At 62.6% G+C, this 14,726-nt stretch carries 12 protein-coding genes; 6 read left to right on the forward strand and 6 right to left on the reverse strand.

What is annotated here, in order from left to right; translation table 11 throughout:
* Nucleotides 1–81: 81 nt before the first annotated feature.
* From HBN54_RS05330 to HBN54_RS05355, 6 genes are all read left to right on the forward strand, one after another.
* Entirely contained in the window at nt 82–1,914 is a 1,833-nt protein-coding gene (locus HBN54_RS05330) for an assimilatory sulfite reductase (NADPH) flavoprotein subunit (RefSeq protein ID WP_168672119.1), read from the forward strand.
* 39 nt (nt 1,915–1,953) lie between these two features.
* Nucleotides 1,954–2,640, forward strand: coding sequence for a DUF2490 domain-containing protein (locus HBN54_RS05335; protein ID WP_168672120.1), 687 nt, complete (start codon nt 1,954–1,956; stop codon nt 2,638–2,640).
* Between the two features lie 122 nt (nt 2,641–2,762).
* Nucleotides 2,763–4,466 (forward strand): NADPH-dependent assimilatory sulfite reductase hemoprotein subunit, encoded by a 1,704-nt coding sequence (locus HBN54_RS05340; RefSeq protein WP_168672121.1) that lies wholly within the window; start codon nt 2,763–2,765, stop codon nt 4,464–4,466.
* A 110-nt stretch (nt 4,467–4,576) separates the two neighbouring features.
* Nucleotides 4,577–6,022 carry a TSUP family transporter gene (locus HBN54_RS23935; protein WP_317170171.1) on the forward strand — a complete coding sequence of 482 codons (1,446 nt, stop codon included), beginning with the start codon at nt 4,577–4,579 and terminating at the stop codon, nt 6,020–6,022.
* A 54-nt stretch (nt 6,023–6,076) separates the two neighbouring features.
* Nucleotides 6,077–6,256 (forward strand): hypothetical protein, encoded by a 180-nt coding sequence (locus tag HBN54_RS05350; protein WP_168672123.1) that lies wholly within the window; start codon nt 6,077–6,079, stop codon nt 6,254–6,256.
* Nucleotides 6,244–6,537 (forward strand): type II toxin-antitoxin system RelE/ParE family toxin, encoded by a 294-nt coding sequence (locus HBN54_RS05355; protein ID WP_168672124.1) that lies wholly within the window; start codon nt 6,244–6,246, stop codon nt 6,535–6,537. Before HBN54_RS05350 ends, HBN54_RS05355 begins: the two co-directional genes overlap by 13 nt.
* A gap of 79 nt (nt 6,538–6,616) precedes the next feature.
* Here the strand turns inward: HBN54_RS05355 and amaB are convergent, their stop codons facing one another.
* From amaB to HBN54_RS05385, 6 genes are all read right to left on the reverse strand, one after another.
* Nucleotides 6,617–8,221, reverse strand: coding sequence for an L-piperidine-6-carboxylate dehydrogenase (amaB, locus tag HBN54_RS05360; protein ID WP_168672125.1), 1,605 nt, complete (start codon nt 8,219–8,221; stop codon nt 6,617–6,619).
* Between the two features lie 143 nt (nt 8,222–8,364).
* A complete protein-coding gene (locus HBN54_RS05365; RefSeq protein WP_168672126.1) occupies nt 8,365–9,549 on the reverse strand; it encodes an AAA family ATPase in 1,185 nt (394 codons plus the stop codon).
* A gap of 328 nt (nt 9,550–9,877) precedes the next feature.
* Nucleotides 9,878–11,383, reverse strand: coding sequence for a S1C family serine protease (locus tag HBN54_RS05370; protein ID WP_235955390.1), 1,506 nt, complete (start codon nt 11,381–11,383; stop codon nt 9,878–9,880).
* Between the two features lie 246 nt (nt 11,384–11,629).
* Complete coding sequence (locus HBN54_RS05375) at nt 11,630–12,154, reverse strand: Hsp20/alpha crystallin family protein (protein WP_168672127.1); 525 nt, start codon at nt 12,152–12,154, stop codon at nt 11,630–11,632.
* A 297-nt stretch (nt 12,155–12,451) separates the two neighbouring features.
* Entirely contained in the window at nt 12,452–13,270 is an 819-nt protein-coding gene (locus HBN54_RS05380) for a hypothetical protein (protein WP_168672128.1), read from the reverse strand.
* A gap of 85 nt (nt 13,271–13,355) precedes the next feature.
* Nucleotides 13,356–14,546, reverse strand: a complete 1,191-nt coding sequence (locus tag HBN54_RS05385) for a M20 metallopeptidase family protein (RefSeq protein ID WP_168672129.1) — start codon at nt 14,544–14,546, stop codon at nt 13,356–13,358.
* Nucleotides 14,547–14,726 lie beyond the last annotated feature (180 nt).

Genomic DNA, 14,726 nt, shown 5'->3' on the forward strand with positions numbered 1-14,726 from the left:
TGTGCTACAGTCCGCGCCGCCGTGGCTCCCCTCTCCTTTTCGGAGAGGGGCCGGGGGTGAGGCCGCAACGCAAGAACAACCATGCCCCCACTCCCCATCCTCCCGCCCGCACTCGACGAAGCGCAGCTCCAGCAGCTCACGGCCAACCTGTCGGCCAACCAGCTGCTGTGGCTGAGCGGCTATTTCTACGGTCAGGCCACCGGCGGAACCCAAGTTGCCGCTGCATCGACGGCCTTGGTTGCAGCCACCAGTGCGGCCACTCAGAAACTGACCATTCTCTACGGCTCACATACCGGCAACGGCAAGAAAATAGCCCAGCAGGCCGCTGAGGCAGCCAAAAGCCGGGGACTCGCGGCCGACGTGCGCGACATGAATGACTACCCCACCCGGCAGCTGGCGCAGGAGCAAAGTTTGCTCGTCATCGTGAGCACGCACGGCGAGGGCGAACCGCCCATCGCGGCCGAGGACCTGCACCAGTTTCTGCTGGGCCCGCGTGCGCCGAAGCTGCCGAACCTGCGCTTCGCCGTGCTGGCCCTGGGTGATAGCAGCTACCTGCACTTCTGCCAGACGGGCAAGGAGTTCGACCAGGGCCTGGTCGACCTGGGCGCCACCCGCCTGCTGGCTCGCGTGGACACTGACGTGGAGTATCAGGCGGCCGCCAGCCAGTGGATTGAAGCGGCTTTGGCAGAAATAGCCGGTGTAGCTGCTGGCACCGCCGAAGCGTTGGTTACTGCCGGGGCCTCGGTTGTTTCAGCTGGCCATTCAGCCATTCAGCCATCCACCCATTCGGCTATTGCCGAGTTCACTCATGAGAACCCCTGGCCGGCGCGGGTACTGGAAAGCATCCAATTGAACGGGCGCGGCTCGGATAAGGAGACGTACCACCTGGAACTGGATTTGGCCGGCGCGGGGCTGCGCTACGCGCCGGGCGATGCGCTGGCGGTGCGTGCCATCAACCACGACCCGCTGGTGGAGGAAGTGCTGCGCGCCGCCCGGCTTTCTGACTCGGCCCCGGTGCAGCTGGGGGCCGAGAGCCTGCCGCTGGCCGCCGCCCTGGCCAGCCGCCGCGAGCTCACGGTGCTCACCCGCGACGTGCTGGAGCGCTACGCCGCCCTGGCCCCGCACGCCGAATTGCACGGTTTGCTGGCCGACACCACCCGCCTGCAGCCCTACCTCTACGGCCGCGACGTGGCCGATTTGCTCACCGATTTCCCCACCGACCAGCTCACGGCCCAGGCCTTGGCCGACACCCTGCGCCCGCTGCCCAGCCGCGCCTACTCCATCGCCAGCAGCCTGCTGGCCCACCCCGACGAGGTGCACCTCACCGTGGGGGCCGTGCGCTACGAGGCCCACGGCCGCCGCAAGCAGGGCGTGTGCTCGTCCTTCCTGGCCGACCGCGTGGCGGTGGGCGATGAGGTGCGGGTATTTGTGGAGCACAACGAATATTTCAAGCTCCCGACCAATCCGGCCACTGACATCATTATGGTGGGGGCGGGCACGGGCATCGCGCCGTTCCGCGCCTTTGTGGAAGAACGGGTGGAGCTGGGGGCCACCGGCCGCAACTGGCTGCTGTTCGGCAACCCGCACTTCACCACCGATTTCCTGTACCAGGCCGAGTGGCAGCAGCAGCTCAAGCGCGGCGGCCTGGCCCGGCTCGACGTGGCCTTTTCGCGCGACCAGGCCGAGAAAATCTACGTGCAGGACCGCCTGCTCGAAAACAGCCGCGACGTATTCGGCTGGCTCGAAAACGGCGCGCAATTCTATGTGTGCGGCGATAAAAACCGCCTCGGCGGGGCCGTGCTGGCAGCCCTCACGCAAGTGGTGCAGCTAGAAGCCGGCCTCTCGGCCGAGGACGCGGCGGCCTACGTGAAGGACCTGCGCAAGCAGCGCCGCTACCTGGAGGACGTGTATTAGCCATTTGCCATTCGCCCCGACCCTTCCTAACAAAAGCTGATGAAACGCCTGCTGCTTCCGCTGCTGCTGTTCCCCTGCCTCGCCCCGGCCCAAACGGTGCGGCAGGCGGGCTATTGGGGGCGACTGTACCTGCGCACGCACTTCGGCCCGCGCCTCACCCTGCACAGCGAGGCCGATGAGCGCCGCTTTGCCTGGCCCGACGGGCAGTGGCAGTTCATCACCCACCAGCACCTGCACTACCGCCTCTCGCCCACCTGGGATGCCGCGCTGGGCGGCACCGGCTCGTGGCAGCCACAAAAGGGCATCAGCGTACCCGAGCGGCGGGTTTTTGAGGAAGTAACCGCTACCCTGCCCCTGCCCGGCCGCCTGCGCCTCATGCCGCGCCTGCGGGTAGAGCAGCGCTGGCTGGGCCACCTGGCCGGCCCTGAAACAGCCGATACCTGGCAGTACCGCCTCCGCTACCGGGGCCGCCTGCAACTTGACTATCAAATAAATACAACCTGGAAATTCCGCGCCTCCGATGAATTGCTGCTCAACCCCGACAGCTTCGACCAGAACCGCCTCTACGCCGGGGCCGAGCGCCAGCTGGGGGCCGGTTTTGCCGCCGAGCTGGGCTACCTCTTCATCTGGCAGCAGCGCCCCGCCAACGCCGGCTACTACGCCCGCGATGTGCTCCGGCTCACCCTTTTCAAGGATTTAATCCTGCCCACCGCCCGCGCCAACTAACGCCGCCAATCCAACTTCCTCCAACGCCGCACAAGCTAAAGCATGTGCTACATGTCCGCGCCGCCGTGGCTCCCCTCTCCTTTTCGGAGAGGGGCCGGGGGTGAGGCGAACGCCACAACATCATGTCCACAACCCCCAATCTCTCCGAAGTCGAACACGTCAAAACTGCCAGTCGCTACCTGCGCGGCACCATCGTCGAAAGCCTTCGCAACCGCCTCACCGGCGCGCTGAACCACGACGACACCCACCTCATCAAGTTTCACGGCTCCTACCAGCAAACCGACCGCGACCTCGATTCCGAGCGCAAGCGCCAGAAGCTGGAGCCGCTGTTTTCCTTCATGATTCGGGTACGGGTGCCGGGCGGCGTGGCCACCGCGCCCCAGTGGCAGCGTATGGATGCCCTGGCCGACGCCTACGGCAACGGCACCCTTAAGCTCACCACCCGCCAGACCTTCCAGCTGCACGGCGTGCTGAAGCGCGAGCTACGACCCACCATCCAAGGCTTCAACGATGCCCTGCTCGACAGCATTGCCGGCTGCGGCGACGTGAACCGCAACGTGATGTGCAACGTGAACCCGCACGAGTCCCGGGTGCACGGCGAGGTGCAGGCCCTGGCCACCGAAATCAGCGCCCACCTCACGCCGCGCACCACGGCCTACCACGAAATCTGGCTCGACGGCGAGCTGCAAAACACCACCGAAGCCGCCGACGATGCGGAGCCCATCTACGGCACCACCTACCTGCCGCGCAAGTTCAAAATTGCCCTGGCCCTGCCGCCCTACAACGATTCCGACATTTTCTCGAACGACATCGGTCTCATCGCCATCGAGGAAAATGGCCGGCTGCTGGGCTTCAACGTGGCCGTGGGCGGCGGGCTGGGCATGACCTTTGGCCAGCCCGAAACCTACCCCCGCCTGGCCGACCTCATCGGCTTCGTACCTACGGAGAACGTGGTGGACGTGTGCGAGAAGATTGTCACCATCCAGCGCGACTGGGGCAACCGTGCCAACCGCAAGCTCTCGCGCCTCAAATACACCGTCGACCGCGCCGGCCTGCCCGCTTTCGTGGCCGAGCTGCACCAGCGCCTGGGCTATGCGCTGGCCGAAACCCGCCCCTACCAGTTCCATAGCTCCAGCGACGCCTTCGGCTGGACGGGCAATGCCGACGGCCCTTCGCACCTGGTTTTGTTTGTGGAAGGCGGCCGGGTGCTCGACCGGCCCGGCTACCACCTCAAGGCCGCGCTGCGCGAAATCAGCGCCTTCCACACCGGCGAATTCCGCCTCACCGGCAACCAGAACCTGATTATTGCCAACATCGAGCCCGCCCACCGCACCCGCGTGCAGGCCATTCTGGAAGCCCACGGCGCGGGCCCCAAAGCGGAGCAGCTCACCGGCCTGCGCCGCAATGCGCTGGCCTGCGTGGCGCTGCCTACCTGCTCGCAAGCCTTCGCCGAGGCCGAGCGGTACCTGCCCCAATTGCTCGACAAGCTTGATGCCGTGATTAGGGCCCACGGGCTGGCCGAGGCCGGCATTCTCATCCGGATGACGGGCTGCCCCAACGGCTGCGCCCGGCCCTATCTGGGCGAAATTGCCCTGGTAGGCAAAGCCCCCGGCCGCTACAACCTCTACCTTGGGGCCAACCACGCCGGCGAGCGCCTCAACAAGCTCTACCGCGAAATGCTGGACGAGGACGGCATTCTGCGCGAGCTCTCACCCCTGTTGGCCGCCTACGCCGCCAACCGCCACCCCGGCGAGGGCTTCGGCGATTTCGTGGTGCGTACCGGCGTAGTGAAAGCCACGCTGTTTGGGCTGGATTTTCACGCCTGATTTCGTATATTACTGCTACGTTCTGAGCTATGCCAACAAACAACCCAACCCCGGCGACTCCGGCAGTAGCTACGCTGCCGCCGGAGCCTCCCCCCCCGGCGGCCAACCACTTGTTTCCCATCTTCCTGAAGCTGGACACCATGCGTGTGCTGCTGGTGGGCGGTGGCAACGTGGGCCTGGAAAAGCTGGGGGCCATTCTGCGCAACAGCCCCGAAACCGCTGTGACGGTCGTAGCGCCGCACATCCGGCCCGAACTGCGCGAGCTGGCCGCCCGCCACCCCAAGGTTCAGCTGCACGAGCGCCCCTACCAGGACTCCGACCTCGACAGTGCCGACATCCTGTTCCTGGCTACCGATGACGTGGCGCTGCACCGCTACATCGGCAGCGCCGCCGCCGCCCGCCACTTGCTCACCAACGTGGCCGATACGCCCGCCCTGTGCGATTTCTACCTCTCGTCGGTGCTGCAAAAGGGCGACTTGAAAATTGCCATTTCCACCAACGGCAAGTCGCCCACCATTGGCAAGCGCCTGCGCGAGGTGCTGGCCGAAGTGCTGCCCGCCGAGCTGGCCACCGTGCTGGGCCAGATGACCGTCATCCGCAGCCGCCTGCAGGGGGATTTTGCTGAGAAAGTAAAGTCGCTGAACGCCGTGACCGCCGAGCTGGCCAACGGCCCCGCCTACGAAACACCCGCCACCGCCTACTGGCGGCGCGTGGCCACAGCCGCGCTGTTCACCTTCGCGGTTTTCATCCTCCTCAACATCCTCTCCTACTACTTTACCCCGGCGCAGGTCTGGCAGCTGGCTCGCTCGTCGGGCATGTTCTACACGTTTGTGGCCGTGGGTTTCGTGGCTCAGATGGTGGACGGCGTGCTGGGCATGGGCTACGGCGTGGTGTCGGCCATTAGCCTCATGTCGCTGGGGCTGAGCCCGGTATCGGTGAGCGCCAGCATCCATACGGCTGAGGTATTTGCCAGCGGCGCATCGGGCTACCACCACTACCGGTTTGGCAACGTGAACAAGCGCCTGTTCCGGGTGCTGCTGCTGCCGGGCATTGCGGGCTCGGTAAGCGGGGCGTTTTTGTTGGTGCATTTCGGCGAAACCTACGCCGGCTACATCAAGCCGGTGTTGGCTGTTTATCTGCTCCTGCTGGGCCTGCGCATCATCGCCAAGGCGTTCCGCAAAGCTTCGCAGCAGCGCAAAAAGGTGAAGAATGCCGGCTGGCTGGCCGGGGCCGGCGGCTTCCTCGATTCTTTCGGCGGGGGCGGCTGGGGGCCGCTGGTCACCAGCACGCTCATTGCCAATGGCCGCACGCCGCAGTTCGTTATCGGCACCGTGAGCCTGGTCGAGTTTTTCGTCACGTTTGCCAGCGCCTTCACGTTTTTCACCATGCGCGGGCTCTCGCACTGGCAGATTGTGGCCGGCCTCATCGTGGGCGGGGTGGCCGCCGCGCCCATCGCCGCCAAGCTGGCCGGCCGCCTGCCCACCCGCTGGATGTTCGTGGGCGTAGGCCTGATGGTCATCGTCTGGAGCCTGTGGGCACTGCGCAAATTGCTGTAGGGGCTTTTCCGTCGGCTTTTGCGTAAATTGCTATTGAATCACAGTTCCCTTCCCATGACCAAAGAACAAGTCATTACCTCCCTGCAGGACTTGCCCAACTCGTTCGAGCCTGAGCAACTTATCGAACGCATCATTGCGCTGCAAAAAATGGAAGAAGGCCTAAATCAAGTGAAGCGCGGCGAAACCGTAACAGTCGAAGAAGCCAAAGCGCGCCTCGCCAAATGGCTGAATTAAGACTTTCCCGCCGGGCTTCCGATGAAATTTACGAAGAAGCGGAACGTTTGGGAGCCTTTTCTCCCGCCTACGCCCGGGCATTCATCGACAGCATATTTGCCAAGGCCGACTTATTACGGCAATTTCCTGAACTGGGCCGAATGGTACCTGAATACGCTAATTCCGCTATTCGGGAGCTTTTCCATCGGCATTATCGCATCTTTTATTTCGTATCTGAAAACGGAGAGCAAGTGAGCATCACCTCCGTGCAATCGAGCCATTACCCCTTGCAACCATTGTAGTAAAAGAGGCCCCGCCGAATCCATCGGCGGGGCCTCTTTTTGCATTTCCGGCGCAAGCTGAAGCATGCGCTACAAGTTGCTACACGTCAAACTTAATCCCCTGCGCCAGCGGCAATTCAGTAGAGTAGTTAATCGTATTGGTCTGGCGCCGCATGTACACTTTCCAGGCGTCGGAGCCCGACTCGCGGCCGCCGCCGGTTTCCTTCTCGCCGCCGAACGCGCCGCCGATTTCGGCCCCGCTCGTGCCGATATTCACGTTGGCAATACCGCAGTCCGAGCCGCTGGCGGCCAGGAAGGCTTCGGCCTCGCGCATGTTCAGGGTGAAGATGCTGCTGCTCAGGCCCTGGCGCACGTCGTTTTGCAGCTCAATGGCGTTTTCCACGTCGCCGCTGTATTTGATGAGGTAGAGAATGGGCGCGAAGGTTTCCTCCTGCACCGTGTGGTAGTGGTTTTCCACTTCCACCAGGGCCGGGGTCACGTAGTGGCCGCCGTCCAGCTCGGGGCGGGCCAGCACCTCGCCGCCGCTCAGCAGCTTGCCGCCTTCAGCCTGCACTTTCGTCAACGCGTCCGAGAACATCTTCACCGCGTCGGCATCAATCAGCGGGCCTACCAGCGTACCGGTTTGCAGCGGGTGGCCGATGGGCAGCTTGGGATAAATAGCCAATAGACGGTTTTTCACGTCCTCAAACATGCTTTCCTCGATAATCACGCGGCGGGTGCTGGTGCAGCGCTGCCCGGCCGTGCCCACCGCCCCAAACACAATGGCCGGAATGGCGATTTTGAGGTCGGCGTTTTTGGTCACGATGATGGCGTTGTTGCCACCCAACTCCAGCAGGGCGCGGCCCAGGCGTGCGCCCACTACCTCGCCCACCTTGCGGCCCATGCGGGTGCTGCCGGTGGCCGAAATAAGCGGCAGGCGCTTATCAGCCGCCATCGCGGCCCCGATTTTCGCATCGCCGATAATCACGCTGAACACGCCTTCGGCAATGTCATTCTCAGCCAGCACGTCCTTGATGATGTGCTGCACGGCCACGGCCGTGAGGGGCGTTTTCTCGGAGGGCTTCCAGATGCTCACGTCGCCGCACACGGCGGCCAGCATGGCGTTCCAGCTCCAAACGGCCACCGGGAAGTTGAAGGCTGAGATGATGCCCACGATGCCGAGCGGCTGGTACTGGTCGTACATCCGGTGCGCGGGGCGCTCCGAGTGCATGGTGAAGCCGTGCAGCTGCCGGCTCAACCCCACGGCAAAGTCGCAGATGTCAATCATCTCCTGCACTTCGCCCAGGCCTTCCTGGAGGATTTTGCCCATCTCGGCGCTCACCAGCTTGCCCAGCGGCTCCTTGAACTCGCGCAGCTTGTTGCCAATCTGACGCACAATTTCGCCGCGCTTCGGGGCCGGCACCAGGCGCCAGGTTTTGTAGGCTTCCTGCGCGGCCTGCACGACGGCTTCGTAATCACCGGTGGTAGCAAAGGCTACGCTGGCAATGCGGCGGCCATCGGCGGGGGCGTTGATGACGCGGCGGTCGGCGTTCTGGGCGCCGCCCCAGGTGCGGCCGGTGCTGTAGGCGGCGTTGTCGGCCTGCACGCCCAACTGGCGCAGCACGTCCTGAATGCCGTGGGGGTCGTGGTGAGGATGCGGAACGGTTACGTCGGCGGCGGTAGCTTCTTCGAGGGCCTGTTTCATGGGGCGGTTGGGGGTGGGATGTTGCTCCGGCAAAGCTACGGTTTGCCGGGGAGTTGGCTGGTAGCCGGGCCCCATTCTCGGTCATCCTCTGCCAACGCCTGTCATCTTGAGCATTCTGTGATTAAAGCAGAAACGAAGCCCTTCTACACCTTGCGCGGCTCTTGGGCCAGCAGGTGCAGGTTGTTGAACACGTCGATGCTATTGCGGCGCATACCCCGCACCTCCTCGTCCGACAGCTGCCGGATTTTGGTATGGAAGTCCTTGTAATACACCACAAACACAGCCAGCTCCGTCACCCGGTTCTCATAGGGCACCATGTTTTCAAGCACCGAATCGAAAAAGGTGGGGCTGTGCGTGGTCACGAAATACTGGTTGTTTTGCTGCGTGGCAATGCGCTCGGCCAGCTGCGAAACGTAAAGCGGATAGGAATGCGCCTCGGGCTCTTCCAGCAAAATCACGGTGTTGCGGTTCGACTCCATGGCCGCCAAATGGAAGCCGTAGCGCTGCAACGTGTCGCCGCTGCTCGAATACGGGTAAGCAAAGCTCAGGCCGTCCAACTCCTTCATCACCTCAAAGCGGTTAGCATCGGGGCGCACGCGCAGGCGCAGGTTGTGGTCGGCGAAGAGGGCGGCAAATTCGTGGCGCAGGTCGGCATTGGCCTCCAGCACCTGCACCAGGTTGTTGCCGTGCGGCGGGTGCAGGGTAGCATCGGCGTAGCGCCGGTCGAGGTGGGCGTTGCGCTTGAAGCGGTAGGATTTTACGGCCCGGGGCTGCCAGGCCGGCCGCGACGCCAAGTAGCGCCCGCCAGTACCCGGCCGGTCGGTCCGGCCATCGCGGTCGAACTCGGTGTAGATAAAGCCGGGCTCGGGCAGCACGGCAGCGCTGGCCAGGTGGCCGTGCAGGCGGGCCAGTAGCTGGGCGTCGTCGCTGGTGCGGGTGCGGCCCCGGCCTTCCAGCAGGGGCAGGCCCAGCTGGGCGCGCAGCAGCAAGTAGGCCGTCTGGCTGAATACTCCGTACTGAAAGCGCTTGCTCTCGCCCTGGCCCACGCGGCCCAGCAGGCACACATCACGGTCGGTTTCGACGCGGATGGGAGCCGTCATCAGGCTGTCGTGAAACAGCTGCGCGGGCTTTTCATACCGAATAAAGCTGCGCATGAACCGCTTCTTCTGCTCAAGCGGAAAACTCCCCAGCAGGCTCATGGCCTCCAGTACCGTCGACTTGCCCACGTTGGGCTGTCCAATGATAAGGTTGACCCGCCGCGGGTGCAGCACGGCATTCCGAATCGACTTGAAATTCTGAATATAAAGGGTGTTGATTACGTTTTCCATTAACAGGGGAAAGCTGGGCACGCCACAGAAGGAGTCCTGAATTCTCAGTTATCCGGCTCCCGACTTGGGATAATACATACGTTAAAATGACCCGATTCGGATTAGCCAAGGCTGCTAAAACAATTCATTTGAGCTCATTATTTTCCCTGACCATCAGCCCCCTAACCTCCTGCGCACGCAGCAAATCACCCCCATATGACTTCCCATTCCAGCAGGCCTAAATAAGTCCCATAATGGGACAGCACTAACATCCGCCCAACACCCACAAAAAAAGCCCCTACCGAGGCGGTAAGGGCTTTTTCAGGGGTTGACTGATAACTACGCCGGGCTATTCCTGCCCGATGGGGTAGTAGGCCTTGCGGCCGTCGGGGTACACGCCCTCTACCAGCGCACCCGAGCTTTCGCGGGCCTGGTCGAGGAAGTTTTTCACGTCGGCAGGTTTGGTCACCTGGTTTTTATCGATGCGGGTGATGATGAAGCCATCGGCCATGCCCGTTTCGCGGAAGTTGCTGCCCTTGATGCCGCTGATTTTGGCTCCGCCCTCCAGGCCCAGCTTGGCCAGGTCGCGGGGCTCCACGGCCGCAATGGTAGCACCCTCGTACTTGATAGCGGCCGCCATGGCGTCTTCGCGCACAATGCCGGTGGTGCCCGTGGCGTTGCGCAGCACGGCCTCGGCCAGGCCGGCGGTGCCACCGCGCAGGTAGCTCACCTTAATCTTGTCGCCAGGCCGGAAACGGGCCACCTGCTCCTGCAGCTGCGACGAGGTATTCACGGCTACGCCGTTGATTTGGGTAATGATGTCGTCCTTTTTCAGGCCAGCCTGGGCGGCGGCGCTGCCGGCCGTCAGGCCCTGCACGTACACACCGTTCAGGGTGTTCAGCTTCTTCTCGGAAGCCAGCTTGGCATCCACTTCCTGGATTTGCACGCCGAGCAGGGCGCGCTGCACCACTTTGTATTTCAGCAGGTCGTCCACCACTTTGCTGGCCAGCGAGCTAGGAATGGCAAAGGAGTAGCCCTCATAACTGCCCGTGTGCGAGGCAATGGCCGAGTTGATGCCAATCAGGTCACCGTTGAGGTTCACCAGGGCCCCGCCCGAGTTGCCGGGGTTCACCACGGCATCGGTCTGAATGAACGACTCGATGCCCATGTTGTCCTTGCGGCGCAGAATGTCAATGTTCCGGCCCTTGGCCGAAATGATGCCGGCCGTTACGGTCGAGTTCAGGTTGAAGGGGTTGCCCACGGCCAGCACCCACTGGCCCACTTTCACGTCGTCAGAATTGCCATACTTGATGAAGGGCAGGTTGTCGGCCTTCACTTTCAGCACGGCCAGGTCGGTGTTGGGGTCGGCCCCCACCAGCTCAGCTTCGAACTTGCGCTTGTCGTCCAGCACTACCTCAATCTTGGAGGCTTTGTCGATGACGTGGTTGTTGGTTACGATGTAGCCGTTGGCGGCGATGATTACGCCCGAGCCTGAGCCTTGGCCCCCGCCCTGCGGCTGCTGACCATGAAACTGCTCCAGCTGGTCGCCAAAGAACTGGCGCAGAAAAGGGTCCATCTGCTGCTGCTGGCGCCGGTCGACTGCCGGTGCGGCATATTCAGTCATTACGTGCACCACGGCCGGGGTTACGGCGGCGGCGGCGGCCACAAAGTTCAGGCCCTCGGGCACGGCATAGGGCGTGCTCTTCATCTCGGAAGTGTAACGCACCTGGGGGTCGGCGGCTACGGCCTGAGGTGCCACGGGGGCGGGCTCGAGCAGCTTGTATCCCCCCACGGCCACGCCCCCGCCAAGAATGGCGGAACCGAGCAGGCCGAGCATCATTTGTTTTGCTTGCATGGGTAAGGGAAAAATTTGAAAAAAGGTTGAATGGGTGAACTGGAGAACTAATTTAACATCAGCCGAATGAAAACCGAATGAGTCCGGCAAGGTTATTTGCGGCTTAACGCGGAAAAGATTCGCTTTCGCATGATAAGGTTGCTTTTAGCAGAAAACAGGCCAAACCAAGCTTATCAGTAGCCCAACACTAGCGGCGGCAAAAAAGGCACCCCGAGAGGTGCCTTTTTTTCATATCCCATCCCGCGCTTAGCGAATTGCGATGTGCTGGGTGGTCACTTTTTCCGTGTCGAAAGGCAGCTTGATGCGTAGAATACCGTCGGTCAGCTCGGCGGCAATGGCCTTCACGTTCACCGTTTCGGGCAGGCGGAAGGTGCGCGAGAATTGGCCGTAGCTGGTTTCGGTGCGGCGGAATTTAGGCGTGGCCGGAGCCTCGGGAGTTACTTCGGCCGAGGCAGCTTCGTTGCCGTTGGCCGTAGCTTCCGTAGCGGGAGCAGCGGCTGCTTTAGCAGCGGCGGCCGGGCTGAGCCGGGAGCCAGATACGACGAGCTGGCCGTCGAGGAAATCGAGGGTGACGGCTTCTTTTTTCACGCCGGGCAGGGCCAGGTGCAATTCAAAGCCGGTAGCGGTTTCGAGGATGTCGGCGGCGGGCACGAAGGCGAGGGTTGCCGGCGCGGCGGCCGTTTGCGGCTCGCGGAGCATGTCGGCCAGCATAGCGCTCAAAGCGCGGCTGGGACGGAGAGAAGGGCGGTTGTTATAAAGCAGCGTTACCATTGATATATAGAATGTTAGAGGGAAGTGATAAAATCACAGCCGCCAGGCGGCATACCCTGCTTCCCTTAAATTCTATACCAATTAGTTTATGCGCAATTTTTACGACAATTTGTCTTATTATAAGATATTGTGTAATCATCAAATAACTGTTTAAATGACAAAATCATTCAATCAAGCTATTCAGCGCACTATTTAGCTGGAGTTAAATCCTGAATTTTTGTCATTATCACTGATTACGGTTACGGTAAAGATGCTCTGCTCCGCTCCGCTCTGCATGACGCCTGTTTGGATAGGTACTTAGTGCTGCGTGGGTAGCTGCTGGCGGGTTTCGGCGCTTTGGCCCTGGATGATGGTGAAGCGTAAATCGAGGCCCAGCACTGGGGTTACGGCATTGAGCTTGCCACCGGAGGTCTGGACGCCCATCGAGTTGTACTGAGGCAAGGTGACCAAATAATTGGTCTGGTAGGCAAACCAGGGCGTGAAATCGAACAGGCCCGCCACGCGGAAGCCCACTTCGCCGCGCAGGCTGGTGAACTGGATAAACCGCTCGTCGGGGTCGGTGTCGGCTTTGAGGAGGCGAATGTGGGTGGCGGCCTCGTAGCTCAGGCGGGGACGCAGGGCAAAACCGCCGGTGCCGATGGGCAGGAGCTTTTCGAGGTCGACACGCAGGCGGGCGTTGGTTTGGCTTTTGGCCCCGGTGGCGCTGGGAAAAACGCGCTCCAGGCTCAGGCGCTGACCAAAGGTGAGCGGGCCGAGGGGACTGCGGTGGCGCAGCAATACTTCGGGTATCAGCAGGTAGTCTTTGCTGCTGGCGGTGAAGTAGCCGAGGGTGCCGCCCAGGCTCCAGTGCTCGCTCAGGAAATGCTCGTAGGCCAGGTTCAGGCGCTGCTCATCGAACCCCAGCACGCGCTTGGGTTCGGGCCCAAGGAGGTGGTTGTTGTCGGTGTTCTGTTGGCCGCGCGCGGTCAGGAGCAGGTAGTCGTTGCCGGGCAGGGCCAGCTCGGCCTGCACTTCTGGCCACAGCTGCAGGCCGGAGGTGGAGCGGCGTGTTTGGGCAGCGGCGGGCCGGGCCAGCAAAGCGGCCAGCAGCAGGGCGCAGGAGAGAAAACGGTTCATGAGGGGAAGTAGCGCGGACTTTTAGTCCGCGAATGGAATGGCGAGGGTGGTTCATTCGCGGACTAAAAGTCCGCGCTACGTGGCTTTACTGCCCCAGCTCCTTTATCGCCAGCCAAGCCATGAGGCCGGGACCGGTTGTGAGCGCCTGCTCGTCGATGTCGAAGGTGGGCGTGTGCACGGAGGCAGCGAAGCGGCCATCGGCGTGGCGCGTGCCGAGGCGGTAGAAACAGGCGGGCGCGGCTTGGGAGAAGTAGGCGAAATCCTCGGCGGCCATCCACTGGTCGAGCTCCACCACGTTTTCGGGGCCGAGGTACGCTTCGGCGGCGGCGCGCACGCGGGCGGTGAGGGCGGGCTCGTTTTCCAAGTAGGGGTAGCCCACGCGGATTTCAAGCTCGCACACCGCGCCCATGCTGTCGGCCAGGCCTTCGCAGAGCTTGCGCAGGTGCTGGTGGGCCTCGGCGCGCCACTCTTCATTCAGAGTGCGGAAGGTGCCTTCGATGTAGACTTCGTTAGGAATAACGTTGGTGGCGCCGTTGGCGATGACTTTGCCGAAGCTCAGCACGGAGGGGATTTTGGGGTTGGCGCGGCGACTGACAATCTGCTGGGCGGCCACGATGATATGGGCGGCCACCAGCACGGGGTCGAGGTTCATTTCGGGCATGGCACCGTGGCCACCCTTGCCCTTGATGGTGAGGTAGAGCTCGTCGGTGCTGGCCATGTAGCGACCGGGCCGCACCCCAATTTTGCCGGCCGGCAGGTGCGGAAAAACGTGCTGCCCGAGAACGTGGCCCACGGCCGGGTTCTCCAATACCCCCTCCTTTATCATCAGCGAAGCGCCGCCGGGCAGGCGCTCCTCTCCGGGCTGAAACATGAGCTTGATGGTGCCTTTAAACTCGCCTTTCAACTCATTGAGGATGCGGGCCGCGCCCAGCAGCGAGGCCGTGTGCACGTCGTGCCCGCAGGCGTGCATCACGCCGGGGTTGGTCGATTTGTAGGGCACGTCATTGGCTTCCGTGATGGGCAGCGCGTCCATATCGGCCCGCAGGGCAATGGTAGGGCCGCCGGGCAGGCCTTCGATGAGGGCCAGCACGCCGGTATTGGCAATGGGCTGCGGCGTGAGGCCCAGCTTCGTCAGCTCCCGCGTAACGAAGGCGGCGGTGTTCACTTCCTCGAAGGAAAGCTCGGGGTGCGCGTGCAGGTGCTGGCGCAGGGCTACGGTATCGGCGGCGTGGGCAGCGGCGAGCTGCTGGATGCGGGGGATGAGGACGTCGGACATGGTTTGCGAGAACGATAACTCCCCTCCTTTTTTAAGGAGGGGATATTTTGCTAAAAGCAAAATTGGGGTGGTGAAGTCGTTGAACGATGGCCGAACGCAGCCTTGGGAAAGTCGGTGGGGCCGAGTGGGACGACATAACCCCCCCCCCCCCAACCCAAGGCGCGGAAAAACCCCCCCAAG

The organism is Hymenobacter artigasi (genome assembly GCF_012275535.1).
GTDB lineage: Bacteria > Bacteroidota > Bacteroidia > Cytophagales > Hymenobacteraceae > Hymenobacter > Hymenobacter artigasi.

What these genes read in the sequence shown, in the direction of transcription:
- HBN54_RS05330 (WP_168672119.1), top strand. Translation starts at nt 82, where the DNA reads ATGCCCCCACTCCCCATCCTCCCGCCCGCACTCGACGAAGCGCAGCTC.
- HBN54_RS05335 (WP_168672120.1), top strand. Translation starts at nt 1,954, where the DNA reads ATGAAACGCCTGCTGCTTCCGCTGCTGCTGTTCCCCTGCCTCGCCCCG.
- HBN54_RS05340 (WP_168672121.1), top strand. Translation starts at nt 2,763, where the DNA reads ATGTCCACAACCCCCAATCTCTCCGAAGTCGAACACGTCAAAACTGCC.
- HBN54_RS05350 (WP_168672123.1), top strand. Translation starts at nt 6,077, where the DNA reads ATGACCAAAGAACAAGTCATTACCTCCCTGCAGGACTTGCCCAACTCG.
- HBN54_RS05355 (WP_168672124.1), top strand. Translation starts at nt 6,244, where the DNA reads ATGGCTGAATTAAGACTTTCCCGCCGGGCTTCCGATGAAATTTACGAA.
- amaB (WP_168672125.1), bottom strand. Translation starts at nt 8,221, where the DNA reads ATGAAACAGGCCCTCGAAGAAGCTACCGCCGCCGACGTAACCGTTCCG.
- HBN54_RS05365 (WP_168672126.1), bottom strand. Translation starts at nt 9,549, where the DNA reads ATGGAAAACGTAATCAACACCCTTTATATTCAGAATTTCAAGTCGATT.
- HBN54_RS05370 (WP_235955390.1), bottom strand. Translation starts at nt 11,383, where the DNA reads ATGCAAGCAAAACAAATGATGCTCGGCCTGCTCGGTTCCGCCATTCTT.
- HBN54_RS05375 (WP_168672127.1), bottom strand. Translation starts at nt 12,154, where the DNA reads ATGGTAACGCTGCTTTATAACAACCGCCCTTCTCTCCGTCCCAGCCGC.
- HBN54_RS05380 (WP_168672128.1), bottom strand. Translation starts at nt 13,270, where the DNA reads ATGAACCGTTTTCTCTCCTGCGCCCTGCTGCTGGCCGCTTTGCTGGCC.
- HBN54_RS05385 (WP_168672129.1), bottom strand. Translation starts at nt 14,546, where the DNA reads ATGTCCGACGTCCTCATCCCCCGCATCCAGCAGCTCGCCGCTGCCCAC.